The 24,007-nt window shown below is 72.8% G+C and carries 16 protein-coding genes and 1 pseudogene; 8 read left to right on the forward strand and 9 right to left on the reverse strand.

Annotated elements, in window-relative coordinates; translation table 11 throughout:
* Positions 1–53: 53 nt before the first annotated feature.
* The gene (locus ACGFWE_RS02520; RefSeq protein WP_393598911.1) at positions 54–1,913 is read right to left on the reverse strand and encodes an endoglycosylceramidase; all 1,860 of its coding nucleotides are present in this window, start codon (positions 1,911–1,913) and stop codon (positions 54–56) included.
* Between the two features lie 119 nt (positions 1,914–2,032).
* Between ACGFWE_RS02520 and ACGFWE_RS02525 the strand changes: the two genes are divergently transcribed.
* Positions 2,033–3,133 (forward strand): XdhC family protein, encoded by a 1,101-nt coding sequence (locus ACGFWE_RS02525; RefSeq protein WP_393597301.1) that lies wholly within the window; start codon positions 2,033–2,035, stop codon positions 3,131–3,133.
* Positions 3,134–3,445: 312 nt separating this feature from the next.
* Here the strand turns inward: ACGFWE_RS02525 and ACGFWE_RS02530 are convergent, their stop codons facing one another.
* Positions 3,446–3,946, reverse strand: coding sequence for a metallophosphoesterase (locus ACGFWE_RS02530; RefSeq protein WP_352384923.1), 501 nt, complete (start codon positions 3,944–3,946; stop codon positions 3,446–3,448).
* A gap of 561 nt (positions 3,947–4,507) precedes the next feature.
* On the opposite strand from ACGFWE_RS02530, the gene ACGFWE_RS02535 reads away from it, so the two are divergent.
* Positions 4,508–6,457 (forward strand): glycosyltransferase family 2 protein, encoded by a 1,950-nt coding sequence (locus ACGFWE_RS02535; protein WP_393597303.1) that lies wholly within the window; start codon positions 4,508–4,510, stop codon positions 6,455–6,457.
* Between the two features lie 53 nt (positions 6,458–6,510).
* Here the strand turns inward: ACGFWE_RS02535 and ACGFWE_RS02540 are convergent, their stop codons facing one another.
* The 5 genes from ACGFWE_RS02540 to ACGFWE_RS02560 form a co-directional block, all read right to left on the reverse strand.
* On the reverse strand, positions 6,511–7,314 hold the full coding sequence (locus tag ACGFWE_RS02540; protein WP_352384919.1) for a class I SAM-dependent methyltransferase: 804 nt from the start codon (positions 7,312–7,314) through the stop codon (positions 6,511–6,513).
* A 367-nt stretch (positions 7,315–7,681) separates the two neighbouring features.
* Positions 7,682–7,963: a sugar phosphate nucleotidyltransferase gene (locus ACGFWE_RS02545; protein WP_393597305.1), complete on the reverse strand. Its 282-nt coding sequence runs from the start codon at positions 7,961–7,963 to the stop codon at positions 7,682–7,684.
* Positions 7,964–8,039: 76 nt separating this feature from the next.
* Positions 8,040–8,216, reverse strand: coding sequence for a hypothetical protein (locus ACGFWE_RS02550; RefSeq protein WP_352384915.1), 177 nt, complete (start codon positions 8,214–8,216; stop codon positions 8,040–8,042).
* A 156-nt stretch (positions 8,217–8,372) separates the two neighbouring features.
* Positions 8,373–8,792, reverse strand: a complete 420-nt coding sequence (locus ACGFWE_RS02555; RefSeq protein WP_352384913.1) for a CBS domain-containing protein — start codon at positions 8,790–8,792, stop codon at positions 8,373–8,375.
* Positions 8,793–8,838: 46 nt separating this feature from the next.
* The gene (locus ACGFWE_RS02560) at positions 8,839–11,295 is read right to left on the reverse strand and encodes a SpoIIE family protein phosphatase (protein WP_393597308.1); all 2,457 of its coding nucleotides are present in this window, start codon (positions 11,293–11,295) and stop codon (positions 8,839–8,841) included.
* A 187-nt stretch (positions 11,296–11,482) separates the two neighbouring features.
* Between ACGFWE_RS02560 and lanKC the strand changes: the two genes are divergently transcribed.
* The 4 genes from lanKC to ACGFWE_RS02580 all read left to right on the forward strand — a co-directional run bounded on the left by lanKC (position 11,483) and on the right by ACGFWE_RS02580 (position 18,299).
* Complete coding sequence (lanKC, locus tag ACGFWE_RS02565; protein ID WP_393597310.1) at positions 11,483–14,104, forward strand: class III lanthionine synthetase LanKC; 2,622 nt, start codon at positions 11,483–11,485, stop codon at positions 14,102–14,104.
* A gap of 60 nt (positions 14,105–14,164) precedes the next feature.
* Entirely contained in the window at positions 14,165–14,278 is a 114-nt protein-coding gene (locus tag ACGFWE_RS02570; RefSeq protein WP_057612996.1) for a SapB/AmfS family lanthipeptide, read from the forward strand.
* An 88-nt stretch (positions 14,279–14,366) separates the two neighbouring features.
* Entirely contained in the window at positions 14,367–16,088 is a 1,722-nt protein-coding gene (locus tag ACGFWE_RS02575; protein ID WP_393597312.1) for an ABC transporter ATP-binding protein, read from the forward strand.
* Between the two features lie 105 nt (positions 16,089–16,193).
* Positions 16,194–18,299: an ATP-binding cassette domain-containing protein gene (locus tag ACGFWE_RS02580; RefSeq protein WP_393597314.1), complete on the forward strand. Its 2,106-nt coding sequence runs from the start codon at positions 16,194–16,196 to the stop codon at positions 18,297–18,299.
* Here the strand turns inward: ACGFWE_RS02580 and ACGFWE_RS02585 are convergent.
* Positions 18,222–18,806: pseudogene (locus ACGFWE_RS02585) on the reverse strand (LuxR C-terminal-related transcriptional regulator); the annotation flags it as partial. The gene ACGFWE_RS02580 and the pseudogene ACGFWE_RS02585 overlap by 78 nt on opposite strands.
* Before the next feature lie 281 nt (positions 18,807–19,087).
* On the opposite strand from ACGFWE_RS02585, the gene ACGFWE_RS02590 reads away from it, so the two are divergent.
* Positions 19,088–21,232: a SpoIIE family protein phosphatase gene (locus tag ACGFWE_RS02590; protein ID WP_393597316.1), complete on the forward strand. Its 2,145-nt coding sequence runs from the start codon at positions 19,088–19,090 to the stop codon at positions 21,230–21,232.
* Between the two features lie 189 nt (positions 21,233–21,421).
* On the opposite strand, the gene ACGFWE_RS02595 is transcribed toward ACGFWE_RS02590, so the two are convergent.
* Positions 21,422–22,846, reverse strand: coding sequence for a S1 family peptidase (locus tag ACGFWE_RS02595; RefSeq protein WP_352384903.1), 1,425 nt, complete (start codon positions 22,844–22,846; stop codon positions 21,422–21,424).
* A 769-nt stretch (positions 22,847–23,615) separates the two neighbouring features.
* Between ACGFWE_RS02595 and ACGFWE_RS02600 the strand changes: the two genes are divergently transcribed.
* Positions 23,616–23,831, forward strand: coding sequence for a hypothetical protein (locus ACGFWE_RS02600; RefSeq protein ID WP_020117167.1), 216 nt, complete (start codon positions 23,616–23,618; stop codon positions 23,829–23,831).
* The last annotated feature ends 176 nt before the right edge of the window (positions 23,832–24,007 follow it).

The raw sequence follows: 24,007 nt of genomic DNA on the forward strand, positions 1-24,007 counted from the left end.
CCGGCACCTGCCCTCGCGTCGGGGCCCGCTTCGGCCCCGACGCGAGGGGGCGGTCAACCGATCTTCTGCTTCGCCCAGTTGGCCAGCTCGGACCTGGCCGCGTTCAGCACGGACGCCGAGGGCGAGCTCGCCCCGTTGGTCACCAGCGCGTAGTGCAGGACGCCGGAGTCCGAGTCGGTCAGGAGCAGCCGCCGGCTGCCCGTGCCGCCCGGTTCGACAGCCGCCCCGACCGGGGTGGACGAGGTGTACGCGGGCGGACCGTAGACCGTGCCCAGGTCGGAGACCACCGTGGTCGTCGCTGTCGGGAAAGAGGCGGGCAGGTGCAGTTCGGTGGGCGCCGAGCCGCTTCCCGAGCGCCACACCAGCACCGCGTACTGGCCGGACCCGACCAGCGACGACACGTTGGGCAGGCTGCTCGGCACCGGGTTCCAGGTCAGGGTCGTGGAACCGTCGCGCGAGCGGTCCTCGTAGGTGAACGCGAGCGTCGTACCCGAGGCGGCGCTCGGGTAGATCCGGTCGAGGAGCCGGGCGTCCTGGCGGAGTACCGCCGTGCCCGAGTCGTCGAGCTTCACGGCTGACAGATCCTCGTCGTTCCAGGCGTCGCCCGAGGTCATGACCTTCTCGGGGTTGTCGTTCATCAGCTCGTGGTGACGGCCGTTGTAGATGTCCCACTGCCACTGCGTGCCGGAGAGGACCGGTCCCGAACCGGCGGGCGCGGACCACCAGTTGGCGCCCTTCACCCGGGAGTCGAGGGCCTGGTACATGGCCTTGAGGACGGTCGGCGCCTTGCCGGCCGTCGAGCCGTTCAGGGGGTGCCCGAACTCGCTGACCACGGCCGTCGTGCCGGTGGCCGCCGCGCGGTCGCGGATGGTGCCGAAGTCGCCTACGTACTGGCCGTCGGAGGCGTTGCCCCACATCAGGATGCCGGAGATGGCCTTCTGGTCGTAGAAGTGGGTGTTGAAGACGTACCGGGAGCCGAGCGTGCCGGCGTCGAGGAGGCCGCCCTCCTCCTTGCTGACGTTGCCGTTCCAGAAGAGGTTCGGCTCGACCATGGCGGGCTTGTCCGTCCAGCCCGCCGCGTCCATCCGGGCCCGGAACTTCACGTAGAAGGGCCACAGCAGGTCGCGTTCCCAGGTGCGGCTGTTCTGTCCGGAGTCGTAGCTGCCGGCGTAGGGCTCGTTGTAGGGGTCGAAGCCGACCACGCCGGCGAACTCCTCGGTGGTGAGGTTCGCCTTGAGGTACGCCATGGTCTTCTGGGCGGTGGCCAGGAAGGCGTCCTGGAGGCCGTGGTTGTTGTGCCAGAAGTCGTACTGGCCGGCCTTCACCGCGCCGTTCTGGGTGATGTTCTGGCCCCACGTGAAGCAGATGCCGCAGGATTCGGCGGGGTAGTTGCCGAGCGCGACGGCCCACGCGGGGGCGCCGTCGCCGGTGTACCAGCTGCCCGAGTTGAACAGCCAGCGCGAGTACAGGTCCTGGTGGAAGTCGGGGTAGACCCGGATGCCCGCGTCGAGGAAGGCCCGCAGCTGCGCGGTGGCGTTCGCCAGGTACGCGGTGTCGACCTGGCCCTTCACCGGTTCCGCGTAGGCCCACGAGAGCAGGAAGCGCACGGAGTTGCCGCCGCCGAGGGCTCTCAGCGCGGCGGCCGACTTCCTGGCGTCGGCGACCGAGGCGAAGGGCAGGCCCTTGTTCTCGGCGAGCTTGGTCTCGCCGGAGACGTTGTAGCCGCGCAGCACGACCTCGCGGCCGTTGCCGTCGACGAACCGTCCGTTCTGGACGGTGAGGGGGGTGTCGTCGAAGGAGAGGGAGTCGGCGATGGTGGCGGCGGAGGCGGACGGGGTACCCGCCACCGTCAGGAATCCACAGAGGACAACCAGAACAACGAGCAGACGCGCACGCATATTCGGCATGTCCATAACAGTCCGACTCATCCGGCACACCGTCAACACTTATGACTGATGAGTAAGTTTCAGCTTTTCCGGGTAGGGGTCGTCCGATAAGGGACCGGGGAGGGCGGTGGCGAAAGGAGCCGAGGATGCGTGACATCCTCCCGGTGCTGAACGGCTGGTACACGGCAGGGACACCGTTCGGCCTGGCCACGGTCGTCTCGACGAGCCGCAGCGCACCGCGCGACCCCGGCGCGGCCATGGCCGTGGGCCCGGACGACGAGGTCGTCGGCAGCGTGTCCGGCGGCTGTGTCGAGGGGGCCGTCTTCGAACTGGCGCAGGAGGTCGTGGCGAGCGGCGAGGCCCGTCTGGAGACCTTCGGGTACAGCGACGAGGACGCGTTCGCGGTGGGGCTGACCTGCGGCGGGGAGATCACCCTTCTGGTACGGCCCGTGACGGCCGCCCTCGATCCCGCGTTCGGCGAGATCGCGGAGTCGGTCGCCGCGGGCCGCCCGGTGACCGCGGCGACGGTGACCGACGGCCCCGCACCTCGCGGTGCCACGCTCGCCGTATGGCCGGACCGCGTCGCGGGCACCCTCGGCACCGCGGGCCTGGACGTGGCGGTCACCGCCGACGCACGCGGCGAACTCGCCCTGGGCGCGACGGGGTTGCGACACTACGGCCCGCGCGGGGAGCGCCGTGAGGACACGGTCACGGTCTTCCTGCACTCCTTCGCCCCGCCGCCCCGCATGCTGGTCTTCGGCGCGATCGACTACGCGGCCGCGGTCGCCCGGATCGGCGCCTTCCTCGGCTACCGGGTCACCGTCTGCGACGCCCGCCCGGTCTTCGCCACGCCGAAGCGCTTCCCGGAGGGCGTGGAGGTCGTCGTGGACTGGCCGCACCGCTACCTCGGCGGCACCGCCACCGACGAACGCACCGTGATCTGCGTCCTGACCCACGACCCGAAGTTCGACGTGCCCCTGCTGGAGGTGGCGCTGCGCCGGCCCGCCGCGTACATCGGGGCGATGGGCAGCCGCCGTACCCACGACGACCGGCTGAAGCGGCTGACCGACTCGGGGCTGTCCGAGGCCGAGCTGTCCCGGCTGCGCTCGCCGGTGGGCCTCGACCTCGGGGCCCGTACGCCTGAGGAGGTCGCCGTGTCGGTGGCCGCCGAGATCGTGGCACTGCGCTGGGGTGGCAGCGGTGTCCCGCTGACGGCGACGGCGGGGGCGATCCATCCGCCTTCGTGAAGCGCGCCTGGCGGAACTCATGGAGCTGTACGAAGAAGGCGGAATCGGCATGTGTGAGCCGCGCTCGTACGGGTACGCGGCGAGCAGCCGGAGAGGGTTTCCGAACCCTCACCCCGCCTCCGATCGGGAAGGAGGTCCGTGAAAGCGCACACTCGCAGCGTCCGGGCCGCTTTCCGCTACGCGGAGCGGCCCGGATCCATGAGTGCCGGTAGGACGGTGTGAGCGCGCCCGGCGACAGAGGAAGGCCGGCAGCAGATCGGCGAACCCTGAATGGGTCCCGGCGCGGGCCAGGAGCGCGAGCCGAAACAACCCTCAGCGAGGGGGCAGCCGGTGCAGTTCCAGCTCCTGGAGGCGCCCGTCGGCCACCGTGGCCGTCATGTAGGTGCAGTGGGGCTGGCGGCGGCGATCGGTCGGCGAGCCGGGGTTGAGCAGCCGCAGTCCGCCGGGCGCGGTGGTGTCCCAGGGAATGTGACTGTGGCCGAAGACCAGGACGTCGGCGTCGGGGTAGCGGGCGGCGCAGCGGGCCTCGCGCCCCTGAGCGGCGCCCGTCTCGTGGACGACGGCGAAGCGCAGGCCGCCCAGTTCGGCGTACGCCACCTCGGGCAGCCTGGCGCGCAGCTCGGGCCCGTCGTTGTTGCCGTAGACCGCGACAAGCCGTGCGCTGCGGCTCTCCAGCAGGTCGAGGGTGGCGGTGTCGACCCAGTCGCCGGCGTGGAACACGACGTCGGCACGCGGGAGTTCGGCGAGCAGCGGGGCCGGGAGCTGCTTGGCGCGCTTGGGGAGGTGGGTGTCGGACATCAGCAGCAGGCGCACAGGACCACCCTAGAGGGGCTTCCGGCCGACCTCGCACCACACGGGCGGCGCGCCACTCGGTCGGCTGGACGAGTCCGGTTGCGGCGTCCTTGTCGACGCGGACACCCCGGGCTCCAGGGTCGACACGCTGAGTGACCCTGTGGGTGTGGCCGACGGGGGAATGACGCGCCGGGGCATAGCGGGGGCGGTGGCGAGGGCATCAGTACCGAGCAGCTGACCGCCGGCATTGCACCCGTCGGAGGCCCGCCCCCGCGTGTGACCCCTGGCCGGGCGGCCGTGGCAACCACCCCGCCGACCAGGCCGCCGCCGACCCGGGCATCGCCCCCGCCGTCCGGGCCGACCGGACCTCCCTGGGGCGGGCGCGCCGTGCGTGAACGGGCCGCAAAGGCGGGCGCTCCCGGGCCGCACATGGAAGACTCGTCCGGCGGTCATCCGGACCGTCCCGGCGAGCGCTGCCAAGACGGCCTGCTGACACGGCACTTATCCGTCGCCGATAACATCGGCGCACAAAGCGTCGATCCGTGACGCAAGCCACAAGCCACCCAAGGAGTCCGGACACCGATGCCGGTCAAGGTCAGCGTCGTCATTCCCGTCTACAACCCGGGGAACTACATCGAGGACTGCATCGCCTCACTGCGCAGGCAGTCCCTGCCCCCGGACGAGTTCGAGGCGATCTTCGTCGACGACGGTTCGACCGACGACACGCCGGCCCGGCTCGACGCGCTGGCCGCCGAGGTCGCGAACATGACGGTCATCCACCAGGAGGCCTCGGGCTGGTCGGGCAAGCCCCGCAACGTCGGGATCGCCGCCTCCCAGGGCGAGTTCGTCATGTTCGTCGACAACGACGACTACCTCGGCGACGAGGCCCTGGAGCGGATGTACGACTACGCGGTCGCCAACGGCGCCGACGTGGTCGTGGGCAAGATGGCCGGCAAGGGGCGGGGCGTTCCGGTGGAGCTGTTCCGCCGCAACCATCCGCGCGCCACCGTCGACAACGCCCCGCTGATCGACAGCCTGACCCCGCACAAGATGTTCCGGCGGGCCTTCCTCGACCGGATCGGTCTGCGCTTCCCCGAGGGCCGACGCCGGCTGGAGGACCACGTCTTCGTCACTGAGGCGTATCTGCGCGCGGACAACGTCTCCGTGCTCAGCGACTACGTCTGCTACTACCACCTCAAGCGCGACGACGCCTCGAACGCGGGCTTCCAGCGCTTCGACCCGGTGGGCTACTTCGCGAATCTGCGCGAGGCGCTCGACGTCGTGGAGAAGTACACCGAGCCGGGTCCCACCCGCGACCGGCTGTTCCGTCGCTGGCTGCGCAACGAGATGGTCGAGCGGATGCGCGGCAGGCGGCTGCTCGCCGCGCCCGAGGACTACCGCAAGGAGCTCTTCACCGAGATCCGCAGGGTGGTCGTCGAGCGCTTCGGCCCCGGTGTCACGGCCGGCCTCCAGCCCACCCAGCAGGTCGTCGCCGCGCTCATCGCCGACGGCCGGCTCGAGGACCTGGTCGCGTTCGCCGAGTGGGAGGCCTCCGTCGCTTCCCTCATCGAGCCGGACGGCGTCGAGTGGGACGGCGGTGTGCTGCGGGTCGGCCTGTCCGCCGAGCTCGCCTCCCGCGGTACGCCCATGACCTTCCCCGCCGAGGGCAGCACCGCCCCGCTCACCGAGCCGCCGGCCTCCGTCGCACAGGCCGTGGACCGGGTCGGCGCCCACAGTGTGGCCGGCTTCAAGCGCGCCACGGTCGAAGTGCTGCTGCAGGAGCGTGCCAGCTCCGCCCAGTACTTCCAGCCCGTGGAGTTCACCCGGGACACCGTCCCGGGCGAGGACGGCCGGGTGCGGCTGGTGCTGCGGGGCACGGCGGCCCTGGACCCGGCCACCGCGGCCGACGGCGGCCCCCTCGACGCCGGGCTGTGGGACGTGTTCGTCCGCGTCAAGCTCGGCGGCTGGACCAAGCAGTCCCGGCTGGGCCCGGTCTCCCTCCGGGGGCGTACGGCCGCGGACGCCGGTGTGGCGGGCGGCCGGGTCGTGCTGCCGTACTGGACCGCGAAGCAGGGCACGCTCGCCCTGGACGTGGACACCGCGAGCAAGCGTCTGGACCTCGGGCGGATCACGTCCGGGGAGGTCACCATCACCGGTGACCGCGTCGAGGTGCCGGTGCCGTTCCACGTGCCCGGTGACACGCCGGTGCTGCTCGAGCTCACCCGTGGTTCCGGCGCCGCGCCCGTGAAGGTGCCCGGCACGTTGCGTCCCCAGGGCTCCGCGGCCCTGCTGGAGGCGGTGCTGCCGGTCGGCGACCTGACCGGAGGGGCCTGGCGGGTCGCGCTGAGCCCGGCGCCCGACGCCGAGGAGCCCCGCTTCCATCCGCTGCCGTTCGAGCTGCGGGTGCAGGGCGGTGAGGTCCAGGTCGTGGCCGTGCGCCCGCCCCGGCCCGCCGTCGGACAGCCGCTGGTCCGCAGGGCGAGACGGCTGGCCGGGAAACTGGCCAAGCGGCTCAGGGCGCGCGGCAGGTAGAAACAGATCCGGGGAGGACGCGGACGCGTCCTCCCCGGCTCACCGCACGTCGCTCAGCCGGCGTCGCTGAGCTGCTTCAGGCTGGTGCGCAGGTGCTCCCAGCTGCGGTCCCGCTTGCTGCCGCGGTTGCGGGCGTTCACCAGCGCCTTCCAGAAGGGCGCCTCGATCAGCGTCTCCGGCTTGATCGCCACGGTCCGCTCCAGGACCGTTTCGGGCACCTTCTGCGGGTCGGGAACCACGAACTCCGCGATGATCTCGTCGTACTTGTCCTTGAGTACCGTGTTGGTCGGGTCCGCGCCGAAGACCACGAGCTGCCCGGTGGGCTCGGTGTCGACCAGGACCGTCACCAGGTCGGGCCGGTAGCGGTTCAGGACCTCGATGACCTTGTACACGTCACCGGTCCAGGCGTTGGTGTGACGGTCGCGGGCCGCCTCGTCCACGTTGCGCGGCAGCATGTCGTCGAAGACGATCACGCTGGCCCAGTCCGAGTACTTCTCGACGTTGATGAAGTCGCGCAGCGCGTACTCGAACAGGTGCATGCCGTCGATGAACGCCAGGTCGAGCGTGACGTCCTTCCAGTAGCCGAACGGGCTGCGGTTGCGGATGACGTTGCGCAGCGGGTGGCGGCCGCCCTTGAGGTGCTGCAGCGGGTTCTCCCGCGCGAAGAAGTCGTCGCTGGTGGCCTTCGCCAGGTGGACGTCGCAGCGGATCTCCGAGACCACCTTGAACGCCGGGTCGATCGCGATGCTCGGTACCCGGGAGAACGTCAGGCTGCGGCCGTCGTTGACGCCGATCTCCAGGTAGTTGCGGTTCGCGCTGGCTTGGTGGAGCCCCCGCAGGAACTCGTGACGTTTCACTGGGAAATCTCCTTGCGGATGTGTGTCAGTGCTTCGTGCAGGGCGGACCGCCGGTCCCGGTGCGAGGCCGACGCGACCCCCGCCCACCGGTCGTGCCCTGGGGCGCTGTGGGCGGCGCGTGGTGCGGGCCCGTTGCAGGCCCCGCTGCTGGTGGGGCAGTCCCGGTCCGGGTCGGCCGAGGTGCCGGAACATTCAACCGGTTCCGTGGAACATACCTGCTGTGAGCTCCCCATGACAGGACTTCGCGCCGAGGAGCATGATCCTGAGGGAAAAGGCGTGCAAAGTGCGGAAAGGCGGAGGGTAGCCCTCCGGGTGCGGGCGGCGGTACCGGGCCCATCGGCGCACAGGTGGTCGGCGGCGAGGAGGCTCATGAAACGGTCTGCGCCTTGCGCTGCCGAACGGCGTGGAGAATCTCCAACTCGGCCCGCCCGTACGGCTCGACAGGCCGTACGGCGTCATGGACGACCGGCGTGAACAGATGCTCGCCGACGATCACTCGGACCCGGTGGGTCTCCGAGGCGGCGACGGATTGCGGGCCGTCGGACAGCAGGACGGCCTTGTGGGCGACGGGCACCGGTGGTTCGGGCGGGGTGGGCGTGATCGGCCGCGACCGGGGACCGGCCCCGCCGGACAGCACGAGAGCCTTCATCTGCGTCACCATAGCCCGGATCCGGAAGGACCGGCGATGGCAGGGGGGGCCTTGCGGTGCGGCTCGGCGCGGGGGCTCAGTCCTCGCCGCGGAAGATGTTGCCCTCTCCCGTGTGCGCCGTGGTCGGTCCGACCGGGTCCTCGACCGCGGGCAGGCAGGTCCGGAGCTCTCCCTTGCTCTGCAGGCGGCGCGCCCTGGACCAGCCCGTCTCGGGCCGGCGGGCGACGGATTTCTCAACGGTCTGCGGGGTCACGGCGGTTCACCGTCCTTCCATGCTGCCCTCCGGGTCCCCAGGGGGGCGCGGGACAAACGGACCGGGAGGCCCGCCGGCCCCTCGCCCCCGCACACACATTCGTCGAGGATCCGGGGCACCGGAACTTGACGGTCGGCCGAACCGGCCCGCCCCCGCTCAGGTGTTGGGCCGAGCCACGCTGATGTCGCCCAGGGCCGATCCGGGATCGCGTTCCATGGCCGTGTCGCCGAGGGAGACGATGCCGACGGCGTGGCCGTGGTCGACGACCGGGATCCGGCGCACGGCATGCTCGCGCATGAGCTCGATCGCGTGGTCCAGGTCGTCCTCGGGCGTGACGGTCACCAGGTCGTCGCTGCACGCGTCGGCCACGGTGGCCCGTTCCGGGTCGCCGCCCTCGGCGAGGGAGCGCACGACGAGGTCGCGGTCGGTGACCAGGCCGCGCAGTTCGTCGCCGTCGGTGACCAGGACGGCGCCCAGGTCCTGGTCGCGCATGATCCTGGCGACGGCCGTCACGGAGGTCTGCGGCTCCACGGTGACCGGGGCGCTGGTCATGATGTCGCTGACGTGCTGAGTCATGACGTACCTCTCTGCTGTGGGGATGGTCCGTCCCGGGTACCCCTCCTCAGGCGTCCAGTGCGATCTCGCTCCACACCTGTTTGCCGCCGCTGACGGGGACGCTGCCCCAGGCCGCCGACACGGCCTCGACGAGGAGGATGCCGCGTCCTCCGGTGGCCTCCCAGCCGATGTTGGTGGGTTTGGCGGGGGTCCGGGGCGAGGTGTCGGAGACGGAGACGCGCAGCCGCCTGCCGACGAGGGTGAGGTCGAGGCGGACCTGGCCGCCGGTGTGCACGAGGGCGTTGGTGACGAGTTCGGAGACGACGAGCAGGGCGGTGTCCATGGCGTCCTCGGGGACGCCCCAGACACGCAGGGTGCGCCGGGTGAAGCGGCGGGCGTGCCGGGCGGCCTCGGGGACCCGCCAGACGGTCCAGCCCTCCCTGAGCGGGTGGGTGGCCATGCCGTCGTAGCGCAGCAGGAGCAGGGCGACGTCGTCGCTGCGGCGGGCGCCGCCGAGCAGGGCGTCGGCGACGAGGCCGAGGTGGGCCGGGTCGGAGACGGCCAGCCCGTGGGCGAAGTGGGCCATGCCCTCGTCGATGTCGGCCTCGGTGGACTCCACGAGTCCGTCGGTGGTCAGGGCGATCAGGGAGCCGGGCCGCAGCCGCAGCGGGGTCATCGGGAAGTCGGCCTGGGCGACCACGCCGAGCGGGGGGCCGCCGTCGGACTCGACGATCTCCGTGGTGCCGTCCGGGTGGCGCAGCACCGGCGGCAGGTGGCCGGCCCGCACGCACCAGGCGGTGCCCTCCTCCATGTCGATGTCCACATAGGTGCAGGTGACGAAGAGGTCGGTCTCCAGGTCCATGAGGAGCCGGTTGGCGTGGGCGACGACGACGTCCGGGGGGTGGCCCTCGACGGCGTAGGCGCGCAGCGCGGTGCGCATCTGGCCCATGAGGGTCGCGGCGGCGGCGCTGTGCCCCTGGACGTCGCCGATGACCAGGCCGACCCGGTGGTCGGGCAGCGGGATCACGTCGTACCAGTCGCCGCCGAGCTCCAGGCCCGCGGTGCTGGGCAGATAGCGGGCGACCGCGACCGCGCCGGGCAGTTTGGGCAGCCGGCGGGGCAGCAGCTGGCGCTGCAGCATGCCGACGAGTTCGTGCTCGGCGTCGAGGGCGTGGGCGCGCATCAGGGCCTGCCCGGCGAGGCCGGCGGAGGCGGTGAGCAGGGCGCGTTCGTCGGGGTCGAAGTGGTGCGGGGTGTCCCAGCCGATGAGGCAGGCGCCGGCCATGCGGCCCGCTGCGGGCAGCGGCAGGACGGCGAGGCCGCCGGGGCCGACGTCGGCGAGGGCGGGTTCGAGGACGGTCCCGGCGGGCCAGATCTGGGCGCGGCCCTCGCGCAGGGCGGTGGCCAGGGTGGGCATGGCCCGTACGGGTGCCTCGGGCCACTCGCTGCGCCACTCCAGGCGCCACAGCTCGGGCCAGGACTCCGGTTCGGGCGGGTCGAGGACGGTGACGACGAGCCGGTCGTTCTCCAGCTCGGCGAGGGCGATCCGGTCGGCCCTGAGCGGGGCGCGGAGGGCGGAGACGACGGCCTGGCTGACGTCGCGGACGGTGCCGGCCATGGAGAGGGCGGCGGCCAGGCGCTGGACGCGGGCCACGTCGGTGACGTCGGAGCGCAGGGTGGAGGCGTCGGCGACGGTGCCCACGAGCCGGGCGGGACGGCCCTCGCCGCCGGCCAGCATGCGGCCGCGCAGCCTGAGCCACTTGGGCGGCCCGGTGGGCTGGAGGATGCGGAACTCCAGCTCGCGGTCGCCGATGGACATGTGACCGGCCTCGAACAGGGACATCAGCGAGGGCAGGTCCTCGGGGACGGTCAGGCCGAGCAGGGTCTCGATCTTGCCGTCGAAGGCGGCCCGGCTCATACCGAACAGCTCCAGGAGCCCGTCGCCGACCTCGACCCGGCCGGTGTCCATGGCGAGGCTGAACGCGTGGGAGCCGAGTTCCGCGCCCTCCGGGGCGGCCACGGGCAGGGGGCAGACGATCGCGTCGGCGATCAGTTCGAGGCACTTGCGGTCCTCGTCGTCGAAACCGTGCGGGTCCTCGCCGACGGCGACGAGACAGGCCCGGCCGTCGTCGCCGTGCGCGGGCAGCACGGCCAGGTGGAAGTCGCGCCGGGCCACCCTGCGGGACTCCGCGCAGGCGGCGAGCTCCTCCGGGCCGAGGAAGAGGGGCCGGCCCGAGCGATGCGCGTCGGCGGGCGGGGAGCCGCCGGAGCCGGGGTAGCTGTCGCGCAGCCCGTAGACCGTCCGGGGGACACCGGCCGACTCGACGAGGTACAGCACGTCCCCGTCCTCACCGGGCGTGTACACGGCGGCGAGTGTCGCCCCGGCGAAGACCAGCGCCTGTTCGAGGACTCGGCGCAGCCGTTCCGGCGATTCGGGACCGTCCGTGATCGATGTCAGGGCATTTTCGGCACGCAACGCTCTCGTTCTGCGGCCCGCAGAGCCCTCACTCACCACGTTCGCCATTAGAGCGCTAATACGGCACGTGCGCAGCCCCTGGGAGCGTTCCGTGGAGCGACCGCGGTGGCCGTGCTCGAATCCCTTCGAACACTTGTTGACGCATGCGTTTCGCACGGTGATCTCGTGACAGCCGTGACTGTCCGTGGCCGTGGCCCCGCTGGAAGGCTCTGGGGTGGGCCAAGGAGGGGGACGCATGGACAAGCGCTACGAGGTGTACGCGCTCGCCGACAGACACTTCTACGAGACGCCCGACCGGATCTCGGCCGGTGCGGCGCCCGTCTACGAGACGGCGCGCCGCGCGGTGCCGGACGGCTGGGACGCGGCACGCATCGGCGACTGGCTGACGCTCACGCCGCTCGGTCCGGACGGAAAGCCGGCGCCGGGTCCTTCGCAGGGCTGGAAGATCCATGCCTCGGCCACCCGGGCGAACGCGGAGCGGATCGCGGCGATCGTGTGGGACTACTGCGTGCCCCGGCGCATCGCGTTCAAGTTCGTGCCGGGCCCGCATCTGCTGCACCTGCGCAACACCAAGTACGCGGCCCGCGACACCAGCGGCAAGTTCGTCACGATCTACCCGGCCGACGAGGAGCAGCTGCACGACGTGCTCCGTGAGCTGGGCGAGCTCCTGGAGGGCTTCGAGGGGCCGTACATCCTCACCGATCTGCGCTGGCACGAGGGTCCGCTCTACGTCCGCTACGGCGCGTTCGCGCGCACCTTCGTCGTCGACGACCGGGGCTCGCTGGTGCCGGCGGTGCGGGACGGCGAGGGCACGCTGGTGCCGGACCGGCGGGAGCCGTCCTTCCAGGTACCCGGGTGGGTGACGCTGCCCGCCTTCCTGGAGCCGCATCTCAAGGCGCGCAACACCACGACGGTCGGCGACCTGCCGTACAAGATCGAGAAGGCGCTGCACTTCTCCAACGGCGGCGGGGTCTACACGGGCACCGACACGCGTGACGGGCGCAAGGTCGTCCTGAAGGAGGGCCGGCCGCACGCGGGCCTTGCCGCCGACGGGGCGGACGCGATCTCCCGCCTGGAGCGGGAGAAGGACGCCCTGGAACAGGTGGCGGGGACGGGGGTGGTGCCCGAGGTGCGGGACTGGTTCACGCTCGGCGACCACCGGTTCCTCGTCATGGACTTCCTGGAGGGGCGCCCGCTGAACTCGTTCTTCGCCGAACGGCATCCGCTGCTCAGCCCGGACCCCGATCCGCAGGCCGTCGCCGACTACACGGCGTGGGCGGTGCGGATCCACGGGGCGGTGGAACGGGCCGTGGAGGCGGTGCACGCGCGCGGGATCGTCTTCAACGACCTGCACGTCTTCAACATCATGGTCGGCCCCGACGAGGAGTCGGTCTCCCTGCTGGACTTCGAGGCGGCGGCGCCGGTCGAGGAGAACGGCCGCCAGGTCGTCGCCCACCCCGGCTTCTTCGCCCCGCCGGACCGCAAGGGCATCGACGTCGACCGCTACGCCCTGGCCTGTCTCAGGATCGCCCTGTTCCTGCCGGTGACCACGCTGTTCGTGGTGGACCGGGGCAAGGCGGCCCATCTGGCCGAGGTGATCCTGCGGCAGTTCCCGGACGTGCCGAAGGAGTTCCTCGACGAGGCGGTCGCGGAGATCACCCGGGACACCGGCGGCGAGCGCACGGCCGTCCGTGTCGAGGCCACGCCGTCCTTCGTCGAACCGGGCGACTGGCCGCACAGCCGCGACTCCATGGTGAAGGCACTCCTCGCCTCGGCCACCCCGGAGCGCGAGGACCGGCTCTTCCCCGGCGACATCACGCAGTTCAACGACGGCGGCGGCCTGGGGCTCGCACACGGCGCGGCCGGGGTGCTGTACGCGCTGGACGCGGTCGGCGCGGAGCGGTACGAGGAGGGCGAGCGCTGGCTCCTGGCCCGCACCGCTCCCCCGCCGACGGGCACTCCGCTCGGGCTCTACGACGGTCTCGCGGGCGTCGCCCACGTCCTGGACCGGCTCGGCCACCGGCAGCGCGCCCTCGACCTCGTCGAGCGGGTCCTCGCGGAACGCTGGCAGAACCTCTCCGCCGACCTGCACGGCGGCCTGGCCGGGCTCGGCCTGGTCCTCGGTGAACTGGCCCGCACGACAGGCGAGTCGGAACTGCGGGAACGTGCGGCCGAGGCCGCCGACGTCCTCGTACGACGACTCGCGCAGCCCCTCGCGGACACCCCCAAGCGGCGCCGTGCCGGACTGCTGCGGGGCTGGACCGGGCCCGCGCTGTTCCTGCTGCGGCAGTACCAGCACACCGGTGAGCCCCTGCTGTTGAGGGCGGCCGAGGTGGCGTTGCGCAGGGACCTGGAGTGCTGCGTGACGCATCCGGGCGGCTCGCTGGAGGTCGACGAGGGCTGGCGGACACTGCCCTACCTCGGTGAGGGAAGCGCCGGCATCGGGATGGTCCTGGACGACTACCTCGCCCAGGGCGCCGACACCGAGGGTGAGTTCGAGCGGGCCCGGGCCGGGGTGCTGACCGCCGCCACCAGCCGCTTCTACGTCCAGCCCGGTCTCTTCCAGGGCCGTGCCGGGATGATCCTGCACCTCGCGCGCACGGACACCCCCGGCGCGACCCGCGAGCGGCTGGCCGAGCAGATCGACGGGCTCGGCTGGTTCTCGATGGACTACCAGGGCCAACTGGCCTTCCCCGGCCACCAGATGATGCGGCTGTCGATGGATCTGGGCACCGGAACGGCAGGGTGCCTGCTCGCACTCGGCGCGGCCCACGCGGCCCCCGGCGACCCGACCACCGCACACCTGCCGTTCCTGCCGCCGCTCGGGCGGCCCACAGAACGCGGTTCCGCGATGTGACGGAGCCGTGAACCCAACCCCGTCCCCACGGGTGGACGACACCGAGGAAAGGAAACCGAGATGGCACTTCTCGACCTGCAGACGATGGAGTCCGACGAGCACACCGGCGGCGGCAACAGCACCCTGAGCCTGCTGTCCTGCGTCAGCGCCGCGAGCGTCACGCTCTGTCTCTGACAGACATCGTGCGCCCATGACTCCGGGCGGTCCACTCCCGCGAGGGAGGGGCCGCCCGGGGTCCTGCGCACCTCGGGAAGGCCGCCGTATGACGACTCGCACCTCGACGCCGGCCGTGCAGGGCCTCCTGGGTCCGGCCCCCGTCCGCTGTCTGGTCCTGTGCCTGGTGAGCACGGCCGCGACCGGCGCCGGACTGCTGCTGCCCGCGGCTCTCGGCCGCACCCTGGACCTGCTGCTGGCGCACGCGCCGGCGACCCCCTGGATCCTGTACTGCGCCGCACTGGTCCTCCTCGTCGCCCTGCTCGACGCGGCCGAGACCGTCCTCGGCGGCACCCTCGACGCCCGCACCACCGCCTGGCTGCGCCGCCGTCTCATCCGGCACGTCCTGGCCGTCGGCCCGCGCGCCACCGCCCGCTTCGGGCCCGGAGACCTCGTCGCCCGCCTCGTCGGCAACGCCGCACAGGCCGGCACGGCACCGACCGCCCGCGCCGCCCTGCTCGCCGCGCTCGCCGGACCGGTCGGCGCCGTCGTGGCCCTCGGCCTCATCTCCCCCTGGCTCGCGGCCGTGTTCCTGGCCGGAGCGCCGGTGCTCGCCCTGCTGCTGCGGGCCTTCGCCCGGGACACGCGGGAATGCGTGACGCGCTACCAGGAGGTGCAGGGGCGGATGGCGCAGGCCCTCTCGGAGGCCGTCGGCGGCCACCGCACGATCCGGGCCGCGGGCACGGAGGACCGGGAGACGGCCCGCATCCTGCGCCCGCTGCCCGAGCTGTCCGAGGCCGGTCACCGCATGTGGCGGGTGCAGGGCCGGGCCTCCGGTCAGTCCGTCGCCGTGGCCCCGCTGCTCCAGCTCGGTGTCGTGGCCGTGGCCGGGGTCCTGCTCGCCCGGCACCGGGTGTCCGTGGGCGAGGTCCTCGCCGCCTCCCGGTACGCGGTCCTCGCGGCCGGCGTCGGCGTCCTGGTGGGCCGGCTCGCCGGCCTCGCCCGGGCCCGGGCGGCGGCGGGACGTCTGGACGAGGTCCTCGAGGAGTCCCCCGTCCGACACGGCGAACGCCGGCTACCGCCCGGTCCGGGGCGGCTGGAACTACGGGGCGTCACCGCCCTGCGCGGCGCGCGTGCCGTGCTCGACGGCGTCGACCTCGTCGTACCGGGCGGGACGACGCTCGCCGTGGTGGGCCGGTCGGGGGCGGGCAAGTCACTGCTCGCCGCGCTCGCCGGGCGGCTCGCCGACCCGGACGCCGGAGAGGTCCTGCTCGACGGGGTGCCGCTGCGCGAGCTCACCCACGACGAACTGCGCCGTGCCATCGGCTACGCCTTCGAACGCCCCGCCCTGCTCGGCGGCACCGTCGAGGAGGAGATCGGCCTCGCCCTCCCGTCCCCCTCCCCCGTCCGCGTCCGGGAGGCCGCCCGCACGGCCCACGCGGACGACTTCGTGCACCGGCTTCCCGACGGGTACGACACCCTCGTGGCCGACGCACCGCGCTCCGGCGGGGAGTCCCAACGGCTGGGCCTGGCGCGGGCGTTCGCGCACGGCGGCCGTCTGCTCATCCTCGACGACGCCCTCTCCAGCCTCGACACGGTCACGGAGGCCCGCATCGCCGAGGCCCTGGTGAGCGGCGGGGCGGGCGGCACCCGCCTGCTCGTCGCCCACCGCACCGCCACGGCCGCCCGCGCGGACGCGGTGGCCTGGCTGGACGGGGGTCGGGTACGGGCGGTGGGGCCGCACGAGGAGCTGTGGCGGGCGCCGGAGTACCGGGCGGTGTTCGGGAGCGGGCCGGAGGGGGCGGACAGCTGGGACGGGGGGCCGTCATGAGCCACGGCTCGGCAGGCGCCGCGCCCGAGGCCGACCGGGCGACGGGGCGACGGGGCGACGGGGCGACGGGCCGACGGGCCGACGGGCCGACGGAGGCAGGACACCGTGACTGACGGGATCTACACGCGCGGTCTCCGGTTCCTGCGCGCCCGGTGGCGGGTCCTCGTCCGGCTCGGCGGGTGGTCCGTGCTGGAGACCGGGCAGACCTTCCTCACCGGGTACGCGCCCGCCCGGGCCCTGGACGAGGGGTTTCTGGCCGGGCGGCCCGGAGTCGGGCTCGGCTGGCTCGGGGTGGCCGCGGTCGGGGTGCTGTTCGGCGCGTACGGGACGGTGCGGGTGTACGCCGCTGTCGCCGCGCTGGTCGAGCCGCTCCGGGACGTCCTGGTCGGGCGGGTGGTGGAGCGCGGGGTGCGGGAGGCGGACACGGGGGCGCTGTCCGGGCTGACCCAGCAGGTGGAGATCGCGCGGGACACCTTCGCCGGGCTGGTGATGGTGTCGCGGTCCTTCGTGTTCACGGCTGTCGGCGCGGCCGTCGGACTGGCCTCGCTCGACCCGCTGCTCCTGCTGGTCGTGGGGCCGCCGCTCGCCGCCGGACTGGGCCTGTTCGCGGCCACACTGCGGCCGCTGGCCCGCCGCCAGGAGGAGTTCCTGATCGCCGACGAGGCGCTGGCCGACGGTCTCGGCAGGGTCTGCCCGGGGCTGCGGGACATCACCGCGGCCGGTGCGGAGGACCGGGTCGCCGCCGACACGGGACGACTTGTCGACACCGAGCAGCGGGCCGCGTACTCCCTCGCCCACTGGTCCGTCCTGCGCGTGGTCTCCCTCGCCGTCGGCGGCCAGCTCCCGATCGTCCTCCTCCTCGCCTGCGCTCCCTGGCTCCTGGCCCGCGGCGTCACCACGGGCGCCCTCGTCGGCGCCCTCGCCTACGTCACCCAGTCCCTGCTCCCCGCCCTGCGCAACCTGGTCCACGGCCTGGGCACGAGCGGCTCCCGGCTGGTGGTGGTCCTGCGGCGACTGGTCCGCGAGCCCGCCGCCGACACCATCGCCGTGGCCGCAGGCGCTCCCGCGGGGCTGGACGCGCCCGACGACGAGACCGGCGGCGGCCTCACCGACGCACGGCCCGCCGACCGGCACGCCGAGCCGCGCCACCGCCGCGCCCCGCACACCGGGGCTCGGACGACGGACCGGAATCCCGGTAGCAGCCGCACCGAAGCCGACACTCCACACACTCCGGCACGCACGGAGGACCACGACCCCGACACCAGCCGCACGGACGCCGACACCTCGCACAGCACCGCACCGCACCCGAGAGACCGCACCTCCCCGCACACCCCCGCCCTCTCCCTCACCGGCGTCTCCTTCGCCTACGGCCCCGCCGCCACCCCTGTCGTCGACCGCCTCGACCTCGCCCTCCCGCCCGGCGCCCACCTGGCTGTCGTAGGTCCCAGCGGGATCGGGAAGTCCACGCTCACCGCTCTGATCGCCGGGCTCCTCCAGCCCACCGGCGGACGCATCCGGCTGTGCGGGCACCCCGTGCCCTCCGCCGGCGCGGCCGCCCTGCGCGTGCTCATTCCGCAGGAGGCGTACGTCCACAGCGGCACCCTCGCCGAGAACCTCGGGCACCTCAGGACGGACCCGGTGCCCGAGCCGGAGCTGCTCGCTGCGGCCCGGGCGGTCGGGCTCACCCCGCTGCTCGAAGCCCTGGGCGGACTCCGGGCGACCGTCGACCCGGCCACGCTGTCCGCCGGTGAGCGGCAACTCGTCGCGCTCACCCGGGCCTATCTGTCGTCCGCCCCCCTCGTCCTGCTCGACGAGGCCACCTGCCATCTGGACCCCCGGGCCGAGGAGCGCGCCGAGCGGGCCTTCGCGAACCGGCCCGGCACCACGCTGGTGGTCGTGGCCCACCGGATCAGCTCGGCCCGCCGCGCCGGCCACGTGCTGCTGATGGACGGCCCGCGCACGGCGTACGGCACCCACGACGAGTTGGTGCGCGACTCACCCGCGTACCGCGAACTCGTCGGCGGCTGGACGGCCGTTCCCCCCGAACGGTCAGAGCCAGCCCTGCCCCTGGGAGATCCGGATCGCGTCGATGCGGTTGCGGGCTCCGGTCTTGCGGGTGATCGCGGCCATGTAGTTGCGCACGGTGCCGTGGGACAGGCACAGGTTCCCCGCGATCTCCGCGATGGAGGCGCCCTCGGCCGCGAGGGATAACACGCTCAGCTCCCGTCTGGTCAGCGGCATCTCCGCGGCCTGGAGGAAGCCGAAGCCCAGCGAGTCATCGACGAAACGTTTCCCCTCGGCGACCCGGCGGATCCCGTGCACGAGCCGCTCGGGCGCCGCCCCCTCCTTGTCGACGTACCCGAGCGCCCCCGCCTCGACGGCCCGCTTCAGCAGCCCCGGCCGGTTGGCGCTGGCCATCACGAGAAGGCGCGGCGGACATCGGTCCGGCTCGCGCACGGATAACTCCCCCAGCGGCGGAATGCCGTACGCGTCCGAGCAGTCGAGGTCGGCCGCGCAGACGTCGGGACGTACGGAGCGCAAACGGCCGGGCGCGCTGTGCCACGGGGTGTCGAACACCCCGAGGTCGGGTTCCCGGCGGAGCCACTCCGCCAGGGCCGATCTCACCAGACACGCGTCGTGCACCAGAAGCACCCGGATCACTGCTCGTCCCCCTCGACTCACCCTGCTCGGTTCCGTGGCATGAAACGCGTGCCCCATTGTTCGGGTCCCGGACCGCCCTGGGGCGCGGAGAATTGGCCATCAGGGTGCGCGGGGGCGCACGAGCGGCGCCCGCGTGCCGTGGCGCGCTTCGACTGCGGGGGCATGGTCCCGGACCGAAGGGGTACGCGGCCGTCCTCGCCGTCGCACGGGCACCCGTGTGCCCGCACCCGGAAACGCTCGCCGTGCGGGACGCGCCCCGAGGGTGGAGATTTGATGCCTGGGGACCCGGCACGCGACAGCGGCCCGCGCTCCTTGTGGGACGCGCCCCCTGCGAGGAGGTGGTCGGCGTGTCCGACGGGCATATGTCCCCGGCGCCGGCGGGCGCCCGGACCCGGGTCGGACGGCCGCTGCTCTCCCTCGCGCTGGCGTCGATGATGGACGAGGTGCACGCCCACTCCGGCGCGGTGTATCTCCTGGCCCCCGACGAACCCGTACTGGAGATGGCGGTGATGGCGGGCCTGCCGCGGGCGTTCGCCGCGCCCTGGGAACGGGTGGGCCTGAGCGCGCCGATCCCGGTGGCCGAGGCGGTGCGGGAGCGACGGCTGGTGTGGGTGGGCGGCGAGCACGAGATGGCGCGCCGCTATCCGCGGATCGCCGTGGTGCTGCCGTATCCCTTCGCGCTGGCCGCGGTGCCGGTGGCGACCCCGTCCAAGGTGTACGGAGCGGTCTTCGTGACCTGGCCCGGTTCGCACCCGCCGGAGCTGTCGGACCGGGAGCGGGACCATCTGACCGCGGCCTGCGGGCGGCTCGCGATGCGGCTGGAGCGGGCGATCGAGGACAGCGTGGCGCCGCACGCCGAACCGGATCTGCTGGGCGCGGCCCAGGTCGGAAGCCCGGCCGGGACGCTGGGCACGGTGGAGGCGGCGCGGATGGTGGCGAGGCTGCCGTACGGACTGTGCTCGCTCGATCTGCACGGGCGGATCTCCTTCGCCAACGCCGCGGCGGCCGAGCTGATCGGCGTCCCGGTCTCCCGGTTGCTGGGCTCGCAGCTGTGGGCGGCGGTGCCCTGGCTCAACGACCCGGTCTACGAGGACCGTTACCGGGCCGCGCTGCTCAGCCAGCACAGCACGTCGTTCGTGGCGCTGCGGCCGCCCGGGGACTGGCTGTCGTTCCGGCTGTACCCGAGCACGACCGGGCTGAGCGTCCGGATCAGCCGGGCCCGGGCGGTGGCGGAGATGAACCGGGCCGGGCCGCAGCCCGGGGACGCGCCGTCCCGGCTGGTCACCATCTCGCAGGTGCTGAGTCTGGCCGGGGCCCTGACCGAGGCGGTGGGCGTGCAGGACGTGGTGCAGCTGGTGGCGGACGAGATCGCCCCGGCGGTGGGGAGCCGCGCTCTGGTCGTGCTCGGTTCACGGGCGGGACGGCTGCACGTGCTCGGGCATCGCGGCTATCCGGACGCGCGGGTGGTGGAGCGGTTCGACGGACTGCCGCTGGCCGAACCGACGCCGGGCACCCATGCCCTGAGGACCGGGGTGCCCGCGTTCTTCGAGTCCCGGGAGCAGTTGGAGCGCCTGTATCCGACGCGCAACGCCACCCCGGACGGGTTCGCGGCCTGGGCGTATCTGCCGCTGATCGCCTCCGGGCGCCCGGTGGGCACGTGTGTGCTGGCCTACGCCGAGCGGCATCCCTTCCCCACGGACGAGCGGGCCGTACTGACGAGCCTGGGCGGGCTGATCGCGCAGGCCCTGGAACGGGCCGTCCTGTACGACGCCAAGTACCGGGTGGCGCACGGTCTGCAGGCGGCCCTGCTGCCGCACACCCTGCCGTCGCTGCCCGGCATCGAGGCGGCGGCCCGCTATCTGCCGGCCACGCAGGGCATGGACATCGGCGGCGACTTCTACGACCTGGTGCCGGTGGACGGGCTGGCGGCCGCCGTGATCGGGGACGTGCAGGGCCACAACGTGACGGCGGCCGGGCTGATGGGGCAGATCCGGACGGCGGTACGGGCGTACACGACCGTCGGCCAGCCGCCGGAGGAGGTCATGCGCTCGACCAACCGGCTGCTGATCGACCTCGGCGCCGAGCTGTTCGCCAGCTGCCTGTATCTGCGGCTCGATCCGCAGCGGGGGCGGGCGGTCATGGCCCGGGCCGGGCATCCGCCGCCGCTGCTGCGCAGGCCGGACGGCCGGGTGCGGGTGCTGGATCTGGCCGGGGGTCCGCTGCTGGGGATCGACAGCTCGGCCGTGTACCCGACGACGGAGGTGGATCTGACGCCCGGTTGCGTCCTCGCCCTGTACACCGACGGCCTGATCGAGTCCCCCGGCGTCGACATCGAGGACGCGCTCGCCGATCTGGGGCGGCAGCTCGCCGAGGCCGGTGACCGTCCGCTCGACGAGCTGGCCGACGAACTCGTGCGGCGCGGCGCGGCGGCGCGGGAGCGGATCGACGACGTGGCGCTGCTGTTGCTGCGGGCCGACGGCTGACGGCCGGCGGCCGGCGGGGCACAACGCGCCGGTCCGGCCCTCCCGCCGGAGGGCCGGACCGTTGCACCTGCCCGGGCCGGAACCGCGGTGTGGCCGGGAGGTGGTCTTAAGGCCTGCGTCGGCAGCGGCGGGTGTGGGGGGACCGCTGCCGACGCGGCCGGTTCAAGGTGTGGTGCGGGACGGACGGGGTCAGTTGTGCGACTGGCCCGCGGCATCGCCCGCCGCATCGCCGGTGCCGTTGCCGGTCTCCTGACCGTTACCGGTCTGCTGGCCGTTGCCGGCTTCTTCGCCGCCGATCACGTCACCGCCGGCCTGCTCGCCGCCGACCTCCTCACCGCCGACCTCCTGGCCCGCGCCGGCCTCGTCACCGGGGCTCGCACTGGCGTCGCCGCCCACACCGGCCCCGGCGTCGCCACCGGCGCCCGCCTCGTCACCGGCACCGGCACCGGCCTCCTCGCCGCCCGCCTGGTCGCCCGCGCCGCCGGCCGCGTCACCCGCGCCGAGCGTGGCGCCGACCGCCTGGAGGGCGGTGGTGACCGGCTGGAAGAAGGTCTCGCCGCCGACCGTGCAGTCGCCGCTGCCGCCGGAGGTCAGGCCGATGGCCGAGCCGTCCTGGGTGAACAGCGAGCCGCCGCTGTCGCCGGGCTCGGCGCAGACGTTCGTCTGGATGAGCCCGGTGACGGTGCCCTCGGGGTAGTTCACCGTGGCGTCGAGTCCGAGGACCTGGCCGTCGGCGAGGCCCGTGGTGCTGCCCATCCGGAAGACCTGGAGGCCGACCTCGGCGTCCGCGGCCTGGCTGATCGCGACGGTCTGGCCGCCGCCGACGTTGACCTCGCTGGGCGCCACGGTCGCCGGGTCGTCGTACTTGACCAGGGCGAAGTCGCCGTCACCGGGGAAGGTGGCCTGGTCCACGGTGGCGATGGGCTGGCCGTCCTGGGTGTCCGACCACTGCTCGGCCGCGACCCCGCAGTGACCGGCGGTCAGGAAGGCGGGGCTGCCGTCGCCCGCGGTGACGTTGAAGCCGAGCGAGCAGCGGGCGCCGCCGCCGAAGATGGCGTCACCGCCGGACACGAAGGTCTTGAAGGTGCCGGCCGACTTCTTCACGGTCGCCATGTCGGAGCCGAGGCTCTTCACGGTCGACTCGAGGGTGTTCCACTTGTCGCCGGTGACGGTGCTGTCGGCGGTCACGACGATCTTGTTGGTGCGCGGGTCGACGGCCCAGGCGGTGCCCGGGATGGTCGCCTGCTGCTTCAGCGTCTTGGCGCCGGCCGCCAGTTCGGGGAGGCTGTTCTCGACCTCGCGGACCTTCGCGCCGGCCTTCTTCGCCTGCACGACGACGTTGCTGTCGCCGGATATGACGTTCACGACGAGCTGCTTGCTGTCGGCGTCGTAGTAGGACCCGGCGAAGGCGTCGCCCAGCGCCTGCTCGAGCTGCGAGGCGAGGTCCGAGGCGTCCGTCGCCTTCAGAGTCTTCGGCGCGATGGCCGCCGCGTCGTTCGACGAGCCGTCCTGGGACGCGTTGGCGTTGGGCAGCAGGATCGCGGCGGCTCCGAGCGCCACTACGGTGCCTGCCGCGAATGCGGCCTTGCGCTTCGGAATTCGCTTGTGACTCAAACTTCTCGACCTCCTGGGGGACCGGAGTCTGTAACCGCCGTACGGCAGTCGGTTGTTCGGGGCGCCTGGATGGCCATGGGTACGCATGGTGTGCGCGGGGCGTTCAATGCCGTTTCTTTGCACCCCGATTGCGATGCCGATTCGGCCACGGGCCGTGCCGGGTGAGCGGCGGGCGGGAACACTGGTCACAGGGGTTGGCGCGGGCGGGCAGGGCGGTGTCGGGCCATGCTCTGATGACCGCCGCCGACGCCGCGTGCGGATGTCCTGATCAAGTCGGTCGTCATCACGGCGGTCCGACACGCTCACCAAGCCGGTCCGACACGCTCAGCAAGCGGACGGCAACGGTCCGTTGTGGATTCCGTTCCGAATCCCCTCTTCAGCGAATCTGCACATCGAATGCGCAACCAGGTCACCGGGACCGGGAGTTCTGCACAAGTACGGACCGCCGCCCACGTCATTGGCGAGGTGTGTCGCATTCGCCGTGGCGACGGCAAGGGCCCGTTCACACCGCCGCGACATCACATGTGAAGAAGTCGCCACCAAGGCGTGCGCAGGCGCACACGGATAGGGGCCTCTGTGACTCAAGTTACCTGGTGAGGCGGGTGGTTAATTGGAAGGGCGGAGCCGCAGCGTGCTTTGATCCATCGCACCGCAGGGCCGTTGGGTTTCCCGGAAACGGGATCCGGCGCCGTGCGATTGCGGCCGTCATCTGTCCCCAGAGGGGGCCGCTCCCCCCTTGTGAAATACCCATACGAAGGGAAGTTCCATCATGAACTCCACCCCCCAGGTTGAGACCGTCGAGATCTCGGACGCCGACCTCGACAACGTCTCCGGCGGCCTGCAGCTGAACGCCCTCGGCACCGTCACCGGCCTGGTGGACGGCGTTGCCCCGGTTTCCGGCCTGGTCAACACGGTCGTCGGCACGGTCGAGGGTGTGACCGGCCTGAACACCGCCCCGGTCACCGGCCTGGTCGCCGGTCTCTGATCACATTCTTCGTGATCTGATCACTGTCATGTGGTCGACCCGTCCCGGAGCCGCACACCGGCGGTTCCGGGACTCTTGGGTGCCGTAATGCGGCCGGCTCGCGCGAGTCGGTCCTTTGTCGTGGGTAGAATTCGCAGCTTTCGCAGAATTCGCCGCATTCACAGCGTTCGCAGCTT

It is taken from the genome of Streptomyces sp. NPDC048523, from assembly GCF_043199815.1.
In the GTDB taxonomy this organism is placed as follows: domain Bacteria; phylum Actinomycetota; class Actinomycetes; order Streptomycetales; family Streptomycetaceae; genus Streptomyces.